Source organism: Micromonospora sp. NPDC051227 (assembly GCF_044455385.1).
In the GTDB taxonomy this organism is placed as follows: domain Bacteria; phylum Actinomycetota; class Actinomycetes; order Mycobacteriales; family Micromonosporaceae; genus Micromonospora.
Window position 1 is genome coordinate 252,276 of the sequence record NZ_JBITET010000005.1, and the last position, 18,428, is coordinate 270,703.

18 protein-coding genes are annotated in these 18,428 nt (G+C 68.4%); 10 read left to right on the forward strand and 8 right to left on the reverse strand.

From position 1 onward, the window contains the following. Window positions 1-37: 37 nt before the first annotated feature. Window positions 38-1,339, reverse strand: a complete 1,302-nt coding sequence (locus ACIA47_RS16050; RefSeq protein WP_396708557.1) for a low temperature requirement protein A — start codon at window positions 1,337-1,339, stop codon at window positions 38-40. 95 nt (window positions 1,340-1,434) lie between these two features. Here ACIA47_RS16050 and ACIA47_RS16055 point away from each other — a divergent pair, with 95 nt between their 5' ends. Beyond that, a complete protein-coding gene (locus ACIA47_RS16055; RefSeq protein WP_396708559.1) occupies window positions 1,435-1,710 on the forward strand; it encodes a hypothetical protein in 276 nt (91 codons plus the stop codon). Between the two features lie 49 nt (window positions 1,711-1,759). Here ACIA47_RS16055 and ACIA47_RS16060 read toward each other — a convergent pair whose 3' ends face one another. After that, window positions 1,760-2,965: a DUF2254 domain-containing protein gene (locus ACIA47_RS16060; RefSeq protein WP_396708561.1), complete on the reverse strand. Its 1,206-nt coding sequence runs from the start codon at window positions 2,963-2,965 to the stop codon at window positions 1,760-1,762. Window positions 2,966-3,102: 137 nt separating this feature from the next. Here ACIA47_RS16060 and ACIA47_RS16065 point away from each other — a divergent pair, with 137 nt between their 5' ends. Continuing rightward, window positions 3,103-4,332, forward strand: a complete 1,230-nt coding sequence (locus tag ACIA47_RS16065; RefSeq protein WP_203118222.1) for a cation:proton antiporter — start codon at window positions 3,103-3,105, stop codon at window positions 4,330-4,332. On the opposite strand, the gene ACIA47_RS16070 is transcribed toward ACIA47_RS16065, so the two are convergent. Further along, window positions 4,310-5,236, reverse strand: a complete 927-nt coding sequence (locus ACIA47_RS16070) for a mechanosensitive ion channel family protein (protein ID WP_396708563.1) — start codon at window positions 5,234-5,236, stop codon at window positions 4,310-4,312. The two genes, ACIA47_RS16065 and ACIA47_RS16070, sit on opposite strands and share 23 nt — an antisense overlap. Before the next feature lie 210 nt (window positions 5,237-5,446). Continuing rightward, window positions 5,447-5,842: a hypothetical protein gene (locus ACIA47_RS16075; protein ID WP_203118225.1), complete on the reverse strand. Its 396-nt coding sequence runs from the start codon at window positions 5,840-5,842 to the stop codon at window positions 5,447-5,449. A 214-nt stretch (window positions 5,843-6,056) separates the two neighbouring features. On the opposite strand from ACIA47_RS16075, the gene ACIA47_RS16080 reads away from it, so the two are divergent. Together ACIA47_RS16080 and ACIA47_RS16085 are read left to right on the forward strand one after the other, a co-directional pair. Continuing rightward, the gene (locus ACIA47_RS16080; RefSeq protein WP_396708565.1) at window positions 6,057-6,572 is read left to right on the forward strand and encodes a DUF421 domain-containing protein; all 516 of its coding nucleotides are present in this window, start codon (window positions 6,057-6,059) and stop codon (window positions 6,570-6,572) included. A 137-nt stretch (window positions 6,573-6,709) separates the two neighbouring features. Further along, window positions 6,710-7,957 carry a cation:proton antiporter gene (locus ACIA47_RS16085; protein WP_203118235.1) on the forward strand — a complete coding sequence of 416 codons (1,248 nt, stop codon included), beginning with the start codon at window positions 6,710-6,712 and terminating at the stop codon, window positions 7,955-7,957. Here ACIA47_RS16085 and ACIA47_RS16090 read toward each other — a convergent pair. The 3 genes from ACIA47_RS16090 to ACIA47_RS16100 form a co-directional block, all read right to left on the reverse strand. Next, window positions 7,889-8,701 (reverse strand): ATP-binding protein, encoded by an 813-nt coding sequence (locus tag ACIA47_RS16090; protein ID WP_203118237.1) that lies wholly within the window; start codon window positions 8,699-8,701, stop codon window positions 7,889-7,891. The genes ACIA47_RS16085 and ACIA47_RS16090 overlap by 69 nt on opposite strands. Window positions 8,702-8,707: 6 nt before the next feature. Further along, on the reverse strand, window positions 8,708-9,064 hold the full coding sequence (locus ACIA47_RS16095) for an STAS domain-containing protein (protein ID WP_203118239.1): 357 nt from the start codon (window positions 9,062-9,064) through the stop codon (window positions 8,708-8,710). Window positions 9,065-9,159: 95 nt separating this feature from the next. Beyond that, window positions 9,160-9,672 (reverse strand): MarR family transcriptional regulator, encoded by a 513-nt coding sequence (locus ACIA47_RS16100; RefSeq protein WP_203118249.1) that lies wholly within the window; start codon window positions 9,670-9,672, stop codon window positions 9,160-9,162. 48 nt (window positions 9,673-9,720) lie between these two features. Here ACIA47_RS16100 and ACIA47_RS16105 point away from each other — a divergent pair, with 48 nt between their 5' ends. From ACIA47_RS16105 to ACIA47_RS16120, 4 genes are all read left to right on the forward strand, one after another. Next, on the forward strand, window positions 9,721-10,512 hold the full coding sequence (locus tag ACIA47_RS16105; RefSeq protein WP_203118251.1) for a potassium channel family protein: 792 nt from the start codon (window positions 9,721-9,723) through the stop codon (window positions 10,510-10,512). Between the two features lie 49 nt (window positions 10,513-10,561). Continuing rightward, on the forward strand, window positions 10,562-11,620 hold the full coding sequence (locus ACIA47_RS16110; RefSeq protein ID WP_396708569.1) for a PP2C family protein-serine/threonine phosphatase: 1,059 nt from the start codon (window positions 10,562-10,564) through the stop codon (window positions 11,618-11,620). Window positions 11,621-11,747: 127 nt separating this feature from the next. After that, window positions 11,748-12,086 (forward strand): STAS domain-containing protein, encoded by a 339-nt coding sequence (locus ACIA47_RS16115; protein WP_203118256.1) that lies wholly within the window; start codon window positions 11,748-11,750, stop codon window positions 12,084-12,086. A gap of 127 nt (window positions 12,087-12,213) precedes the next feature. Then, window positions 12,214-13,680: a metallophosphoesterase gene (locus ACIA47_RS16120; protein WP_203118258.1), complete on the forward strand. Its 1,467-nt coding sequence runs from the start codon at window positions 12,214-12,216 to the stop codon at window positions 13,678-13,680. Between the two features lie 49 nt (window positions 13,681-13,729). Here the strand turns inward: ACIA47_RS16120 and ACIA47_RS16125 are convergent, their stop codons facing one another. Then, window positions 13,730-15,709, reverse strand: a complete 1,980-nt coding sequence (locus ACIA47_RS16125) for an acyl-CoA dehydrogenase (RefSeq protein ID WP_396708572.1) — start codon at window positions 15,707-15,709, stop codon at window positions 13,730-13,732. A 573-nt stretch (window positions 15,710-16,282) separates the two neighbouring features. Between ACIA47_RS16125 and ACIA47_RS16130 the strand changes: the two genes are divergently transcribed. Together ACIA47_RS16130 and ACIA47_RS16135 are read left to right on the forward strand one after the other, a co-directional pair. Continuing rightward, window positions 16,283-17,533, forward strand: a complete 1,251-nt coding sequence (locus ACIA47_RS16130; RefSeq protein ID WP_396708809.1) for a glycine betaine/L-proline ABC transporter ATP-binding protein — start codon at window positions 16,283-16,285, stop codon at window positions 17,531-17,533. Beyond that, window positions 17,530-18,423 carry an ABC transporter permease subunit gene (locus ACIA47_RS16135; protein ID WP_203118268.1) on the forward strand — a complete coding sequence of 298 codons (894 nt, stop codon included), beginning with the start codon at window positions 17,530-17,532 and terminating at the stop codon, window positions 18,421-18,423. Before ACIA47_RS16130 ends, ACIA47_RS16135 begins: the two co-directional genes overlap by 4 nt. Window positions 18,424-18,428: the final 5 nt, after the last annotated feature.

The following is an 18,428-nucleotide window of genomic DNA, read 5'->3' on the forward strand; positions in this document are numbered from 1 at the left end:
GAGGGCCGTGAGCGTGGAGCCAGGGCTGCGGGCAGGGTCAGCGGTGCTCAAGCCGCCACTGGCTCAGGGCGGTCTCTACGGCGTGTTCCTCTTGCAGTGCCGAGTTCCGTACCTGTTGCCGAGCGTTTGCCTGCCGCAGTCGTTGCAGCAGGGCGAGGGTGGCGCATCCTGCGGTGAGGAATCCGAGGGCCGCGAGCGCGGGAACTCGATCAGCTGCACCGGCCGCAGCGGTGAACGCGGCGGCCGCGACCAGCGTCGGGGTGGCAAATGTATGGAACGTGCGCGCGACGGTGCCGATCTCGGCGAGCAGGAACACGACGACCCCGAGGTAGAGGATGCGGACTTCGATCGGAGTTAGCGGATGCGTGGCGCCGTCGGCCACGGTCTTGAGCAGGAGCTTGAGCCCGAGAGCGGTGGCGATGATCCCAATGACCAACAGCAGGTGCAGGTATGTGTAGAGGTCCCGGGTCAATGGGATGCGCCGGTCGTCGCGGACGGCGTGGACGGCGTGTTCGACCGCTAACGCGAGCGTGTCGTAGTGCAGCCACCACAGGGTTGCCACCAGCGCTATCCCCAGCACGGCCGCGATGATGATCGGCGCCGTGAGCGTGAGGTGGGCCAGGGTGCCGGCACCGAGGGCCAGCGAGATCACGGACTCGCCGATCGCCACCAGGACGATCAGGGCGTGGCGTTCCGCCCAGTGACCAGCAGAGAGCCCGGCCCAGCCGATGTAGGGCGGACTCCGGGCCGCTATCGCTTCCATGATCATTGCCGCGCTCCACAGAATGATTCGGATCCACACAGCGGCCGCGGTTGTGGTGGCGAGCCAGAGGGGCGTGAGAGCGGCAGTCAGGACTAGGACGGCCACAACTAGTGCCGCAAAGGTATGCAGCCACAACCGCTGGCGTGACAGCGTGCCGGGTGCGGTGACGAACCAGAACGCGCCGATCGTCAACGCCCGCACCGTCAGATAGGCCACCGCGAAGATCACCGGTCCGCGCAGCTCACCGGGTTCGTCCGCGAATGCCTGGGGGATGGTCAGTGCCAGTACGAAGGCGGCGGCCATGATCGCGAATCCGATCAACGGCAGCGCGCCTTGATCGGCGCGGACGATGTTGCCGAGTGCAGCGAAGCCGGTCCAGCACCACCACAGCAGAGCCAGCACCACGAGTCCGGCCAGCAGCGTCCTGGGTCGCAGGGTGTTACCGACCAGGACGGTGACGTTGAGGAATGCGAGCACGAAGATCAAGTCATAGAGCAGCTCTAGTCGGGTGACGCGACTCCCCGGCGCGCCGGGAAGCACCCACCGGGAGGCTCGAACAGCCGATCCTGTGCCCACCCGCGTAGTGTTCCAGCCGGCGCAGCCGCCCGACGCCGAAATCCGGCGGCACCTGCCGTGCTCGGTCTAGCTGCGCTCGCCGGGGCGGGTTCACGGTGTCGCTGCTGATCGGTGAACTGGTCTGCGGTCTCGGCAGCGAGCGCGACGACCTTGCGGGCTTCGTCGAGGACCTGCAGGTGCGCCCGGTCGACGACGTCACGGTCACTCTGCTGACCAACTCGCTGGCCGCCGCGCTGTTGGCCACGGTCATCCTGCGCCTGCGCAACCGCACCTACCGGCGCATCCACGACGCGGAGACCGTCGATGCCGACCGCGACAACATCCCCGACGTCTGCGAGCAGCCCGCCGGAAGCCGTACCGACACTGCCTGACCCGTTTCGCCCGCGCAGACCGTCGCTCGCGGAGGGCACCCCGGGGTCGTCAGCTACCGTCGTGGGCTGCCGTTGGTAGCCGACGATCGATCGCCGCTCGGTGGACGGGAAGCGCAATGGAGGCCACGTCACGGACGATGGAGTCCAGCAATCGCAAGACACGTGGCTGGTCGCTGGAGACGAGTCGGATGTCGTCGACGATCATGGCCAGGACCGTGTCGTACGAGATGTTGCTCATCCGGGCGCGGACGGTGCCGTCGTCGTCGCGGACGGCGTAGGTGGGATCGGGGCGGGTCGCGAGCCGGCGGAGGAGGTCGTGTGCCTCCTGGACGGCCCGGACGGCGGTGGTGACGTCGTTGACTCCTGGGGACAGCGCGCGTTCGGCGATGTCGGCGAGTTGCCGGAAGCCGAATCCGAGGTCTTGGCCCGGGCTGCGTTCCACGCCGATGGTCACGCCCAGCCCGGCGCGGTCGGCCGGCACCGGACGGGCCGCACCACCGGCGGTCCGGTGCACCCGCAGCAGGGGCGCTCCCGAGGCGACGAAGTCACCCGGGGCAGGGACGACGGAGATCGCACACTCGTGCTCCCGTGCCAACCGCCCGAGCAGGACGAGGTCGACGTTGTTGACCATGCCGGGTTCCGAGGCCGGCACCGTCTGTGTCACCTCTCCGGGAACACGCGCCGGTGGCTCGTCGGGTGGGGGGAGACGGGCGATCGACCGTCGGGTCTGCGCGCCGATGGAGCCGATGATGTGGGAAACCCTCATCACCGTGGTGATGTGGTGCAGGTAGTAGATGAACGTGGCGCTGCTGGCCAGGACGAGGGCTATCGACACGGCGAGGGACAGCTCCGGTAGCCCTTGGCCCTCCTGATCTGGCAGAGCGGCCAGCACCACCATCGCGAACAGGAAGGTGGCGACGAACGTACCGAGCGTTGCCTGGATGATCCGGTCCTGCAGAAAGGTCCGCAGGACCCGGGGGGAGTACTGGCTGCTGGTCAGTTGCAGGGCCACGACCGTGATGGAGAAGACCAGCGCGGTGAAGGAGATCATCGCCGTGATGATCGAGGACAGCAGCGAGCGTGCACCGGCGGGGCCGCTGGGCACGATCCCCCCGAAGGGCAGATCCAACTGCAGCTCCAGCGCCGACAGCCCGACCGCCGCCAACACCGCACCAACCGAGAAGATCGCCGGCACCAGCCAGAAGCTTTCCCGTACCTCGGCCAGGCGCGCTGACGCGGTGCGGGGCCGGCTCACAATGCGCAGTTCTTCGTCAACACATGTTCCATCGTGTCGCACGCCCGGATGCGGCGCGCATCGTCTGCCGATCTCTGCGACGCCTCCGGTACGCGGCCCCGGGTGTGAACCTGGGACAAACGGGGTAGCGGCGAGGGATGGATGCGCTGCACCTCAGTTACGCCCTGGTGGGGATTCTGGGGGTGTTGTTGGCCTTCTGGTCCAGCGCCATTCGTCGGACCCCGGTCAGTGAGCCGCTGCTCGCGTTGTTGGTGGGGGTGCTGGTCGGTCCGATTCTCGGGCTGATCGACCTGCCGCATCACGAGGCGTCCGTGTTGACGTTGGAGGCGAGCCGGGTCCTGTTGGCCATCTCGCTGATGGCGGTCGCGTTGCGTTTTCCGCTGTCGGACTACCGGTCGGTGGTGCGCCCGGTCGGCGTGCTCCTCGCCGTCGCGATGGTTGGCATGGCGGTGGTCAGCGCCGGCCTGGCAGGGCTTGTCCTCGGCCTTCCCGTCGCTTTGGCGGCGTTGCTGGGCGCCTGTGTGACGCCGACGGACCCGGTCCTGGCTTCCAGCGTCGTCTCCGGAGGGCCGGCGGAGCGGCAGCTGCCGGCTCGTCTGCGTCAGGTGATCAGCGGTGAGTCGGGCGCGAACGACGGGCTCGCCTTCGTCTTCGTCGTGCTCGCGTTGTGCGCCGTGACCTCTGGATCAGTCGGTGGTCACCTTCTGGAGGCGGTGTGGGGGGTGGTGGGGGCCGTGGTGGTCGGCGTGGTGGTCGGTTACGCCGCCGGCCGGGCCGTCGTGGCGGCTGGGGCCCGGGAGGACGTTGATCAGGGCTCGCTGTTGGTCTTCACGGTCGTACTCGGCGTCGCGGCGCTGGGAGTCGCCAGGCTGGCGCGTACCGACGGCATCCTGGCGGTCTTCGTCGCTGGCCTCGCCTACAACGCGGTGATCGGGGACCGATCTCGCGCGTCGGAGCAAAGGCTCGACGACGCGCTCACCCGCTATCTGGTGTTGCCGTTGTTCTTCCTGCTCGGGGTTGAGGTGCCGTGGCGTGAGTGGCGCGAGTCGGGCTGGACGCTGGTGGCGTTCGTCATCGCGGTGTTGGTGCTGCGCCGGCTGCCGGTGGTGCTCGCGCTGAAGCCGGCCCTGGGGCTGTCCTGGCGCAGTGCGGTGTTCCTGGGTTGGTTCGGACCGATCGGTGTGTCGGCGCTGTTCTATCTCACCTACAGCCAGGAGGAAGGAGCCGGGGATCCTCGGCTGTGGGCCGCCGGCAGTCTGGTGGTGGTGGCGAGCACGGTGGTGCACGGGGTCACCGCGATGCCCGGTCGTCGCTGGTACGCGCACCGTGCGGAGCCGGCGACCGCTACCGGCGGTCCGCCCGGTTGATGAGAGCTTCCGGCGCCTCGGGTGTGTGGACGGTGATGTCCTGGGTCGCCGACGCCACCCGGATGCCGTTTTCGGCAAACCGGTCCAGCACTCGCCGGGTGACCTGGTCCTTGACCTGACGGGCGGCTCGGACCGGCACGACGAACCGTGCTGACAGTTCGACCCAGTTCGGGGTGGCGCGGACGAACACGCGGGCATCGACCTCTGCCTCGGCGACCGGGTAGCGGTGACGCATCTGCGCGATGGCGTGCCGCGCCTCGGCCGTCGAGGAGATGTTCTGCGCCTCCTCGCACAGGATGCGCTCCGCGAGGTGCCAGTCCGCCTGGTAGGGGATGGGGAAGGTCAGTTCGTCCCACAGGTGGTCCAACACGGTGCTGCTGTTGTAGACCGGTGTGCAGAACACGAAGCGGTTCGACAGGGACACCACCCGTCCGGTGTACTGGCGGCCGCGTATCCAGGATTCCGGGTCGGTGGAGGATCCGCTTTCCAGGATGCGGGTCCGCAGCGGGGTGATGTCCAGGACGTCGCCGCGCACCTCGCACATCTGAATCCGGTCACCGACGCGGAACTGCCGGCCGGTGAGGATGGCGATCCACCCGGCGAACGCGCCGATGACCTCCTGCAGGGCCAGCGCGAGACCGACGCCGAGTAGTCCGACGACCAGGCCGATCCGGCCGGCGAACGGCCGCCACAGCAGTGCCAGCGCAAGCAGCAACGCCACGACGGTCAGGTAATGCACCGCCTTGCGCAGGTAGTAGCGATTGGTGGTGTCGCTCACCCGCAGGGTCGCCAGACGGCCAGCGACAGGGCCGATGACGACGGCCAACACCACCAGGACGACGCTGGTCACGAGGCGACCGCTCACGCTGCTCGTGTCCCAGAATGCCTCCAGGAACCGCTCCATGCTGCTCGCCCATCGTCCCCGGCGATCGGCCGATGGGGGTCCGTCGCGTCGTTTCCACCATATGCAGCAGCTGACGGTGGAATCTCGCAAACGCCCGTCCCGTGGCGGGCCAGCGCCACGCGTACGTCATCCCGCTCATCCGCAGCGGGTGAGCTTGTCGGTCAGCGCACAGGTCGTACCGCGATGACCCGTCCCCGCAGCAACTCGTGATCACCAGACTGTCAGCTCACGAGCGGCGAGCGCCCGGCCGCCTTCGAAGGCCCGGTACGGTCCCGACGGCCCGAGCTGGTAACGGTCGGTGAGGTCGCGGTGAGAGAACCGGATCACCGTGCCCTGCACGGTCACCAGCTGCGGCGGAGTAGGCACCGGCTGGCCCGTCGACAGCACGAGCAGGGTTCCATCGGTCAGATCCACGTCGCGTACGACGAACGCCGTGTCGGTGATGACCCGCTCGACGCTCGCGGTCACGGTGAGCAGGTCGCCCACCTCGGCCCGCGCGACCGTTCCTGGTGTGGTGGTGAGCGTCGGTTCGGGGCTGGGTTGCGGAGTCACGGGGCTGCTGGTGCAGCCTGCGGCGAGCAGGACCACCGCTGGTAGCGCTGCCATTGAACGCACCCGGCCATTCCAGTTGCCCATTCGTGGGTCCTCCTCGCCGTCGTGGCGCTTGGTCAAGGATTTCCCCGGATGTCGCGGTACGACCGCCAAAGCCTGTGACGGTTGGGTGACGATTCCCGCCGTCGACCGGTGCCTTGGAGTAGCGGCTCTGGATCGTGGCACCAGCCGGCGTGTCCCGCGTACGAGCGGTGGGTACGTCAACCGGATGGTGCTGAAGAACCCTGGGGACCTGCTCAGGCTGCTCGTCATCGCCGCGATCGTCTATCCGGCGCTGGTGCTGATCCTGCGGCTCTCCGGCAAACGCACATTGTCCAAGCTCAACGCGTTCGACTTCGTGGTCACGGTGGCCCTGGGGTCCACGCTGGCGACGATCCTGCTCTCGCGGGACGTGTCACTGCTGGAGGGGATCCTTGCGCTGGCCCTGCTGGTGACGTTGCAGTACGTGGTGGCACTGCTCGCCGTACGCTGGCCGCCGTCGCAGCGCCTGCTCAAGGCGCGCCCCACGATGCTGTTGCGCGACGGTCGGGTGCGGCACGCGGCCCTGCGACGCGCTCGGATCGCGGAGAGTGAGATCCGGCAGGCGGCCCGCGGTAACGGCATCGGAGACCTGAGCGAGTTGGCCGCGGTGGTGCTGGAGTCCGACGGCAGTCTCAGCGTCATCCCCAGCAGTAAGCTTGGTGACGGCAGCAGCCTCGATGACGTCGTCGACCACGCGGGCTAGCTGAGCGGCACAGGTGTCTGCGCCGCTCCTGGTGGGCACCGAGGCAACCGCCGTCGCAGGTATGATCGTTCGGAATCGGTGGGGCGCCGCGAGGTCTGGTCGGCATCGTGATGACGCACGTCTGTGGAGCGTGATCGATGCTGTTGTTGTCGTTCGCCGTTGTCCTGCTGGTGGCCGTGCTGCTCTCGGCACTGGCTCATCGCACCATCCTGTCTACCGCGGCGCTGTTCCTGGTTGCCGGGTTCATCCTCGGCGAGGACACCACCGGGCTGCTGCACCTGCACTCCGATTCCCCCATCGTGGCGCAACTCGCGGAGCTTGCCCTGTTCGCGGTGCTGTTCACCGACGGGATGCGGGTCGGCTGGGCAGACCTGCGCTCGGCATGGCGGCTGCCCGGCCGGGCGCTGGGTTGGGGCCTACCCCTCACCCTGCTGATCACGGCGCTGCTGGCCCATTATGTGGCCGGCCTGGGCTGGCCGGAGGCGCTGCTGATCGGCGCGATCCTGGCCCCCACCGACCCGGTGTTCGCGGCGGCGCTGGTGGGCAATGACAAGGTGCCGGCCCGCCTACGGCATCTGCTCAACGTGGAGTCGGGCGTCAATGACGGGCTGGCCCTCCCCTTCGTGGTGCTGCTTCTGGCTGTCGCCGCCGGCTCGGACGACCTGCACCTGGGAGAGATCGCCGGCGAACTCGCGATGGGACTGCTCATCGGTGTGCTGGTGCCGCTGCTGGCAATCGCGTTGGAGCGCACCCGCTGGCTTGCGGCGTCCGCTGCGTACGCGCCGCTGAACGGGGTGGCGATCGGGCTTCTGGTGTTGGCGTTGGGCAAGGCCACCCACGGTAACCTGTTCCTGGCCGCGTTCGCCGCGGGGATCACCGTGGCCACGTTCGGGCCGCGGGAGCGGGCGGCGTTCGAGCATTTCGGGGAGAACGTCGCCGAGCTGTTGAAACTCGCCGCGCTGCTTGTCTTCGGCGCGCTGATCTCGGTTCGGTTCCTGGGCGAGATCTCCTGGACCGGCTGGGCCTTCGCGGTGCTGGCGATCTTCGTGGCTCGTCCGGTCGCGTTGTGGATCTCGTTTCTCCGCTCCGGGCTCGGCGCCAGGGAGCAGGCCGCGGCGATGTGGTTCGGGCCGAAGGGCTTCGCTTCCGTCGTCTACGGGCTGCTGGTCCTGGAGTCCGGCATCGCGGCCGGCGACGAGGTGTTCCACCTCGTCGCTCTGACAATCGTGATCTCCATCCTGTTGCACTCGTCGACCGATGTCGTGATAGCGCAAGCCTTTGACGAGTCCCGGGAGACGCCTGCCTGGTTCGGCGTGCTACATCGGGCTCGGCGGCCGCTGCGACCCTGGCGGCGAGATCGGGACAGGTCGTCCGCCGACGGTTGATCCGTTGGGAGCGCCGATGGCGGCCCAGACGGTCTTGCCGTCACCGAGGGTGAAAAAGCCCCAGTCAGTGGTGAGGGCGGCGATGATCGGTAGGCCACGACCACCTTCGGACATCTGACGGGGGAGTGTCGGGGTGGTGGAACTGGGGGTGTCGCCTCCCCGGTCCCGCACGCTGATCCTGAGCGACCCCGCCACGTGGGCGACGGTGATATCCATGTCCGTCCCGGCGTGTTGGACGGCGTTGCTGATCAGCTCCGAGGCGATGACCATGGCCCGGTCGGCCACGGCTTCCATGCCCCATGCGCGGCACTGCCGGGCGACGAGCTGGCGGGCGGCGGCGGGCGACTGCGCGCGGGCGGGCAGGTGCAGGTGCGCACGGCGCGGAGAGGGCAACTCACGTCCGGCGGCAGGCTGTTCGAGGAGAGCCCTCCCGAGGATCGCGTGCTGACTGAGGGTGGCGCGGAGCAGTCTCCCCGTGGGAGTCAGAGGATTCGTCGACAACGTCAGTTCCGGTCCGTCGGGCCGGTCCGGGGCCCACCGGGCGAGGAACGCGGCGATGGGAGCAACGTCCGACGTCGTGAGGGCGTTGAGGTCGACCACGAGGGTCAGCGGAGCGTCGAGGGAGCCTTCGAGCAGCAGTGCGCCAAGGTGCGGTTCTGCTTCGGGGGTGAGGTTGCCCGCGAGGGCGATCCGCGTACTACCACCGTCGAAGTCACGCAGGACTGTCCATGTCAACCGGGCCATGGAGTTCTAGCTGCCGTTCAACGAGCCGTAGATCGTGCCGGCCGGCCGCGTCGCGGGACGCTCAAGCGTGGCAGCCACGCCGGTGATCCGGAGCACCTCGGCGACGATTCCGCGTGCGTTGCGCAGGACCAGGACTCGCCCCTGCTGGGCGGCGAGCCGGTGGACATCCACCAACTCCTTGACCGCACCGGAGTCGATCAGTGTGGTGTCGCGCAAATCGACGATCAGCCACTGTCTGGCGCTTGACGCGAGCGTGCGCTCGACGGCCTCGCGCAGGTGGCCGGAGAAGGCCATGTCCAGTTCCCCGGAGAGGTGGAGAGTCCTCGGCGCGAGCCCCACACCGGAGGACCGGATGGTGAACATGAGACTCCTGCCACCTCCTGCGTCGACCGCCTAGATACCTGCATGATTGCAGGTATCTTCAGGGCGCAACGGTACCTGCCCGATGACTTCCGTCGTCAGGGGCTGGCGCTGGACTCTTCCCAGTGCCGCCACCACAGCTTCTCCGACGGTTCCCCGGCGGCGGTCACCAGCGCGTTGATCAGGTCGGTGGTCGTCTGCGGGCGTCCGGAATCGGCCGTTCTCAAGAGGCGGCGAATCTCGGCAGTTCGGTGGCGCATGACATCGCCGACGAGGGTTTTGCCGCCGTCGGTGAGAGTCAACCAGGCAACCCGCCGGTCGTCGGATTGTTGGCGGCGGGCCACCAGATTCCGACGTACCAGGCGATCGCACATCCTGGTCGCGGTCGACGGATGCACAGCGAGCAACGACGCGAGATCCACGGTGCGCAACGGGGCGCGTGAGGCGAGGATGACCAGTGTCCGGTACTGCGGCAGTGTGACTTCCGCGTCCAGTGAGCCCAGAGATCGGGCGGTGATCCCTACCAATGCGCGGCTCAACGCGGACAAACCGTCAAGCAGCTCATCCTCAGCTGCTGTCGACGGAGTGCAGCCTTCCGCGTACGGTTTCACCCGGAAATGATTGCACGGATGCACCTATAGTCGTTGGATGGGCCGCCCATGCAGGTGAGGACTGAAGCGTCAGCCGCCGACCGGGCCGCGAGGTGGGAACGGCTGACCGCACTTCCGCTGATGCTCCTGGCGGTCCTGTTTCTCGTGGTCTACGCCGTACCGATCCTGCGGCCGGACCTGGCGGAGTCCTGGCGGCGGGCGTGTGAGGCGACGACGGTCCTCATCTGGTTGACGTTCTGGGTCGACTTCGTGGTGCGGCTGGTCCTGGCCGGAGATCGGCGGCGCTTTCTGCGGGGTCACCTCTTCGACCTCGCAGTCCTGGTCCTCCCGGTCCTGCGACCGCTGCGCGCCCTGCGGCTGATCACCGTGGTGCTGAGCCTGAACAGACGGGCGGAGTCGTGGGCGCGTGGCCGGCTCGCCGTCTACGTGGGCGCCACCACCACGCTGCTGGTGCTGGTATCCGCGCTGGCGGTGCTGGACGCCGAGCGGTCCGCAGCGGGCAGCAACATCGCCTCGTTCGATGACGCCCTGTGGTGGGCGACGGTGACCATCACCACCGTCGGGTACGGCGATCACTTCCCGGTGACCGGGACGGGTCGGTTCGTCGCGTTGGGGCTCATGATCGGCGGCATTGGCCTGATCGGGTTCGTCACCGGCTCACTGGCAACCTGGATCGTGGATCGGGTCTCCCAGAAGGGCGGAACGGCTGCGGCGACCGCCGACGACATCGCGGCCCTGCGCGCGGAGATCGAGGCGCTACGTCGGCAACTCGACCCAGAGACGTCGACAGCAGGCGATGACCCGGATCGGCGGAGCCATGCGGCCCGATCGTCTAGCTGAGCGCGCTGCGGGCAGGTTGGCAACGGCCCGTTCCGCCGGCGCTGACGGTGTGGTGGCAGGCAGGTGGACCCGCTGGCTCGGACTGCGGCTGGCCATCGGGTTCGTCGCGGTGGTCCTGCTGATCGACGTTGCCGCGGGCACCCATGCCGTACTCATTGGTTTTCTGGCCCTCGCCCCGCTGTTCGCCGCCGCCGTCGAAAGCCCGCGCCGCACCGCAGTGGTGTCGGCCACGGCGACGACGGCCGCGGTGGCGGCCGGGTTCCCCAGCGGGATGCTCGGCAGCCTCGATCACCTGCTCCGGGTGGCGGTGGTCATCACGGTCAGCCTGATGGCGGTGTACGTCGCGCGGGCTCGAACGGGACGGGAGGAGCGTCTGCGCCGGATGGCCGAGATCGTGCGGATCACCCAGGCTGCCATTCTGCGCGAGCCGCCGCAGTATGCGGCCGGGGTGGAACTGGCAGCTCGGTACGTCGCGGCCTACGAGGAGGCCGGCGTGGGCGGCGACCTGTACGAGGTGGTGGCCGAGCAGGACCGGCTGCGGATCATCGTCGGTGACGTCTGCGGCAAGGGGCTCGCAGCGGTGCGACTGGCTTCGGCGGTGGCGGGAGCGTTCCGACAATCGGCGATCATCCGGTCGGACTTGACGCAGGTGGCGCGCGACCTGGACGATCTCGTCGCCCGGGAGCCGACTCCCGCCCGGGGAGCGACGTTCGTCACCGCCGTCCTGGTCGAGCTACGCGGAGGCGAGATCGGGACCGTGAACTGCGGTCACCCCGCGCCGATTCTGCGGCACTGCTCCGGAGAGCTGGAGGAGTTGACGGTGGCCCCGCCGGATCGACCGTTGGGTCTGGGTGGGCCGCGGACACCGGAGTGTGTCGGCCGTTGGGAGGTCGGTGACCGGCTGCTGTTGCTCACCGACGGCCTGCTCGAGGCGCGCGACAGCGAGCGGCGCTTCTTGCCGACGTCTGCGCTGGGGGCGTGTCTGGCCGAGCCATCGGTGGACAGGTGTCTCGACGCGGTCTGGGCCGCCGTGCACCGGCACGTGGGGGGCGAACCGCACGACGACATCGCACTTCTGCTGGTTGAGCGCCGGCCCGTGGCCCAATGAGCGACGAGTACGCCTCGGGCTTGCCGACCTTGGAAGCAGCTCCCTTCGGCGGATAGGCTGCCCTGCGAAAACAATTCATTGCATCCATGCATGTTTCACCTGGTGGTGCCCGGGTTAGGAGTCGTGGGTGGAGTTGACAGTCGACACGATGCAGGTTGGTGCCGTCACCCGCATCCGGCTGGCGGGGGAGATGGACCTCGCAACGAGCGGACTCGTGCACGACGCGGTCATTGCGGCGTTGGCATGCGATTCGGTGCGAGACGTCATCCTCGACTTCACTGATCTCACCTTCATCGACTCCACCGGCATGGGAACGCTCGTGGCCTGCCAACGCGCCGTCACGGTCCGTGGCGGCGCCCTGCGGCTGGAGCACCTCGCGCATTTCGTCCGGCGGCAACTCTTCGCCGCCGGCCTGCTCGGCCTGCTCTGCGGAGGGGAAGACGACCAGGGCGCCCCATCGAACTGACCCCACCGTCCCCTCGGTTCCCACAGATCGGACCCCGCTCGTGACTCCGCCTCCGGACGCGGCGCCTCCGCGCCGAATTGCCCTGGCCGAACGCCTCAGAAACGCTGCCGCGCGGCCGATCCAGCTCATGCGCTCGCCGTGGGCAGGTCGTGTCCTGGCTGCGGTCGCGCTGGTCGCCATAACCGCCACGGGTATCACGATCGGCACCCTCCTCGGTGCCAGGGGCGCCAGTGACGTCGGGCCATTCCGGGTCGCCTTCCAGCTGACCCCATCCACGGACGGCGGCACGGAGATCGCCATACCCCCGCTGGGATCGCTTTTTCTCGACAGCCACGACGGCCCCGCGCGACTGACCGTCCGCCTCGACTCACTCGACCAGCGACGCACCGAGGCACTGCTCAACGACCCGGCCGGCCTCGCTCACGCCGGCACCACGGCACCCGACGATCTCCGCGACGCCCTGGTCCGCCTCGGGCTGCGTACGGTCGGCGTGTCGGTCCTCACGTCCATGCTGCTCGCGGGGTTGACGTTCCGATCCGTGCGTCGTGTCGCCTGGTCGGGTGGTCTCGCGCTGCTGGTCACCGGTGGCACCCTCGGCACGGCCGCCCTGACGGTGCGACCGCAGGCACTGGCCGAACCCCGGTACGAGGGCCTGCTGGTCAACGCCCCGGCGCTGATCGGAGACGCGCAACGGATCGCCGATGACTACAGCCGCTACGCCGAGCAACTCCAACGCCTCGTCGGCAACGTCGGCGAGCTCTACACCACCGTGTCGACCCTGCCCATCTACCAGGCAGCGCCCGACACCACCCGAATCCTGCACGTCTCGGACCTGCACCTGAACCCCGCCGCCTGGCCAATGATCAAGACCGTGGTCGAGCAGTACGACATCGACTTCGTCATCGACACCGGGGACATCACCGATTGGGGCAGCGAACCCGAGACGTCGTATGTCTCCATGATCGGCCAGCTCAAGGCACCGTACGTCTACATCCGCGGTAACCACGACTCACCCAGAACCGCAGCGACGGTGGCCAGCCAGCCGAACGCGGTCGTCCTGAACGACTCCGTCACGACAGTTGCCGGAGTGACGATCGCCGGCATCGGCGACCCCCGGTTCACGCCCGACAAGCAGGAGGCCGAGGCAGGGCCCTGGGAGGAGCCAGCCACGACGGTCGAGGGTACGGGGAAGCAGCTCGCCACGACGATCCGCTCGCTGGACCTACCGGTGGACATCGCACTGGTGCACGACCCCGCGTCAGCGACCGCGCTCAACGGTGCCACGCCACTCGTCCTGGCCGGCCACACACACCAGCGGAAGGTGACGACGCTGCCGCCGACCGGCACGGTCACCACCCGGCTGGCAGTGCAGGGTTCCACCGGCGGGGCCGGGTTGCGCGGACTCGAAGGTGATGAACCGATGCCCCTGGTCATGTCGGTGCTCTACCTCGGCCCGGATCACCGGCTCCAGGCATACGACGACATTCAGGTCGGAGGCACCGGCACCGCACAGGTGAGCCTCAACCGCAAGGTGGTCGACGACAAACCACCAGTGAATCCGGCTGCTCCGTCCGCGACCCCCGCCGACAATTAGGTCTTTGCAAGCCTTTCGCCCAGACGTCAACGTCACGGGAACCTTCGTCCTAGGCCGGGACGGCCTGCGGATCACCGGCGTCGTCGTGGGCGGTCGTGGTTTCCTGCCGGTGCGATTCCTCGCGCAGGATCGCGGCGTGCAGCCACGAGTCCGGGATGGCGAAACCGTCGACGAGGGTGCGCATGTGCGGGCGTAGCTCCCTGAGTAGGGAGTTGACCACGCCGGTGATCGCCTTGGATCGGGCCGGTGTGAGCCGGCCATGCTCCAGGAACCATCCCTTGTTGGCCTCGATGACGCTGAGCGCGTACAGGTCACAGACGCGGGAGAGTAGCGCCCGGACCGCCGGGTCGGCGGTGTCTTCGATGCCGGCGACGAACGCCTCCAGGGTGACCCTGTCGATGTGTGCGGCGGCGACGGCGAGGACGTGGTCCTGGACGTCGTTGAAGATGTCGAAGGGTCGGTTCTTCTTGGTGGCCGCGCCGTTGCGCAGGCGGCGGACCGCGCCGTCGAGGAGGTGCCTCTCGCGGTCCTCGAAGGCCTTGAGCTGCCAGCCGCGGTCGGTGACGGCGACCTCGTCGTCGCGGCCGGGTACGGCGCTGATCAGCCGCTCGATGAGCGACCGCGCGGCGGTGCGTTCGAGCACCATCTCGCGGACCTGCTCGGCGACGAAGGAGGTGCGCCCCCAGCCGTCCAGCGAGCCGAACTCGTCCCGGTAGCCGGTGAGCAGCCCCTTGGCCACCAACTGCAACAGCACCGTGTTGTCGCCCTCGAAGGTGGTGAAGACGTCGGTGTCGGCCTTGAGGCTGGGTAGCCGGTTCTCGGCCAGGTAGCCGGCGCCACCGCACGCCTCGCGGCACATCTGGATGGTGCGGGTCGCGTGCCAGGTCTGCGCGGCCTTGAGACCGGCGGCCCGGGACTCCAGCTCCCGTTGCCGGTGTTCGTCGACCGGCCCGTCGCCACCCTGCACCTCGCTGAGCGCGGCGACCAGCTCGGTCTGGGCGAAGTGCAGCGCGTACGTGGTGGCCAGGGCGGGCAGCAGTTTGCGCTGGTGGGCCAGGTAGTCATTGAGCAGCACCTCCCGGTCGGCGTCGGGTGTGCCGAACTGGCGGCGGATATCGCCGTAGCGCACCGCGATGGTCAGCGCCGACTTGGTGGCCGCCGACGCGGCGCCGCCGACGCTCACGCGGCCGCGGACCAGGGTGCCGAGCATGGTGAAGAAGCGTCGGGAGTCGTTCTCGATCGGGCTGGAGTACGTCCCGTCCGGTGCGACCTGACCGTAGCGGTCCAGCAGCATGTCCCTCGGCACCTGTACGTGGTCGAAGGTGAGCCGCCCGTTGTCCACGCCGAGCAGGCCGGCCTTGGGTCCGGCGTCGCCGATGCGCACGCCAGGCAGCGGGTTGCCCTGCGCGTCGCGGATCGGCACCAACCACGCGTGTACGCCGTGCCGCTCACCGTTCGTGATCAGCTGCGCGAAGACCACCGCCATCCGCCCGTCGCGGGCGGCGTTGCCGATGTAGTCCTTGCGGGCCGCCTCGTGTGGGGTGTGCAGGTCGAAAGTCTGCGTCTGCGGGTCGTACGTGCAGGTGGTGCGCAGCCGCTGGACGTCGGAACCGTGCCCGGTCTCGGTCATGGCGAAGCAGCCGAAGATCGTGCCCGAGACGATGTCCCGCAGATAGGCGTCATGGTGCCGGCGGGTACCGAGGGCCGCGACCGCGCCGCCGAAGAGGCCCCACTGCACTCCGGCCTTGACCATCAGTGACAGGTCGACCTGCGCCAGCATCTCGCTGGCGACGATCGAGCCGCCGACGTCGGAGCTGCCGCCGTACTCGGTGGGGAAGGCCGACGCCATACCCAGCTCGGCGGGGAGTTCGGTAAGCAACCGGGTGATCCGCTCCCGTGCCTGGTCACCGGTCTCGCCGTAGACCGGGAGGAAACGCGCGTCGAGGTGCTCCCGGTGCGCGTTGCGGACTGCGGCCCACGGTCCGTCGAGCACGTCCCGCAGGCGAGCGAGGTCGATCTGATAGGGCACGGTTCCCCCTCAACTAACAAGCGTATGGGTGCAGGCCGTACCCAATCAAGAATACCGACGCCCCGGTGAGTCGCTGAGGGAGATCGTGGTGAGAGGGGACACCAGCCACGTAATCCGCCTGCCCGAGTTCGGCCGTAATCGGGAGCCGCGACACTGCACCGACGGTGAGATTACGCGATCGAACCGCGATGGAATATGACAGTTGCGTGACAGTTCTCTATCATCCCCAACAAATTCTGGAAGTGCTCTCCAGGTAGGCGGCAACGGCTGCTGAGGGGGTGTTTCAGCGGGACGATCGGCGCAGGCGGCACCGGACCTTCCCTGGTCGGAACAGTGTGGGGTCAATGAATCGCGCAACATGTGCCGACGATCAATCCGGCACGGCACCTGCGAATTTTTGTGTGCATATCCACAGCCCTGCGGTGCCGACTGGATTTGTCGCGATGACGCCGGTAGGTTTCGCCGCCGGGCCTATGTGACCCGCTGAATGTGATCGATGTTGATATCGACGATGAGACGCGAAGAGGGCGCCCACGGCGCGATACGCCAACCGGTTTCCGTCTCGGAAGGGGGATCGTGTCCGCGCTCACAGTGCAATCGCTCTACAAAATATTCGGCAGTCGAGCCGACGAAGCGGTAAGACGTCTGGCGGACGGGAGGCCGCGTGCCGAGGCCTTGGCCGGGCTGCCGGCCACGGCCGCCGTGATCGACGCGAATTTCGAGGTACGCCCGGGCGAGATCTTCGTCGTCATGGGCCTCTCTGGCTCGGGAAAGTCAACCCTCATCCGGATGCTCAACGGCCTGCTGCGTCCCACGAGGGGCAGCGTGCGGGTCGATGGGGTCGAACTGACCACGCTCAAGCCGGCGGCGCTGCGCAAGCTGCGCCGGGAGAAGATCAGCATGGTGTTCCAGCACTTCGCGCTCATGCCGCACCGGACGGTGCTGGAGAACGCCGGGTACGCGCTGGAGGTCGCCGGGCTGCCCAAGGCCGAGCGACGTGAGCGGGCCATGGACGCGCTGCGGATGGTGGGCCTGACGGAGTGGGCGGACAACCTGCCGCACGACCTGTCCGGCGGTATGCGGCAGCGGGTCGGGCTGGCGCGCGCGCTCGCGGCCGGCACCGAGATCCTGCTGATGGACGAGGCGTTCTCGGCACTGGACCCGCTGATCCGCCGGGAGATCCAGGACCAACTCCTGGAACTTCAGGCCGAACTGGGCAAGACGATCATCTTCATCACCCACGACCTGAACGAGGCCATGCGGCTCGGCGACCGGATCGCGGTGATGCGGGACGGTCGGATCGTCCAGATCGGCACCGCCGAGGAGATCCTCACCGATCCGGCCAACGACTACGTGGCGCAGTTCGTCGCCGACGTCGACCGGACCCGGATCCTCACCGCCGCATCGGTGATGGAGAAGCCCCAGCAGGTGCTGGACGTCAACGCCGGTCCCCGGGTCGCCGCAAAGGCGCTGCGGGAAAGCCAGACCTCGGTGGTCTACGTAACCGGACCGATGCAGAAGTTCCTCGGCACGGTCACCGAGGATGAGGTGTTGCGGGCACTCCGCGAGGGGCGTCCCCACCTCGACGGTTACGTGTCGACCGAGCGGGTCCGCACGGTCACCGCGGACACCTCGGTGGCTGACCTCTTCGGCGACTGCGCGGAGAGCCAGCACCCGGTCGCCGTCCTCGACGAACGCGACCGGCTGATCGGGGTGATCCCCCGGATCACCCTGCTCAGCGCGCTGGCCGCCGCGACCCCGGACGAGCCGACGCAGGACCAGGACCAGGTGGAACTGGTCGGAACGAAGGGAGAGTCAGCATGAGTCTGACGCAGTCGCCGCTGGACAGCTGGCTGCCCCGGGTGCCGCTGGGCGCCTGGACCGAGGCCGCGGTCGACTGGGCCACCGCCACCCTCGGTCCGTTCTTCGACGGTGTCGCCACTGTGGTCGAGGCGCTGGTGCGACCGCTCAACGACCTGCTCACCGGCGTACCGGCGGTGGTGGTCGTGCTGGTGCTCGCCGGGCTCGGCTGGTGGCTGCGCGGGTGGAAGTTCGCCCTCGGCACCACGGTCGGCCTCGGCCTGGTGGCCGGAATGCCGTACTGGGAGGAGACCATGAGCACGCTCGCTCAGGTGCTCGTGGCCAGCACCCTGGCGTTGCTGATGGCTATCCCGTTGGGCGTGCTCGTCGCGGAGAACAAGCGTGCCTCAGCGGTGGCCCGGCCGGTGCTGGACCTGATGCAGACCATGCCCGCGTTCGTGTACCTCATTCCGGCGATCTTCTTCTTCGGCATCGGCACCGTGCCGGGCGTACTGGCCACCCTGGTCTTCAGCATGCCGCCCGGCGTACGCCTGACCGAGCTGGGTCTGCGCCAGGTCGACAAGGAGATCGTCCAGGCCGCCGAGTCGTTCGGTGCGCCACCGTGGATGGTGCTGCTGCGGACCAAGCTGCCGCTGGCACTGCCCACGATCATGACCGGCGTCAACCAGGTCATCATGCTGGCCCTGTCCATGGTGGTGATCGCCGGCATGGTGGGCGCTGGAGGCCTCGGCGACGTGATCATGTTCGCGTTGTCCCAGGTCGAGGTGGGCAGCGGCTTTGAGGGTGGGATCGCCGTCGTGATCCTCGCCGTGGTACTCGACCGCCTCACCGACTCGGCGGGCGACCGCTTCCCGTCCGCACGGGCGCAACGCCTCGCGCGGCAGGCCGCCTGAACCGT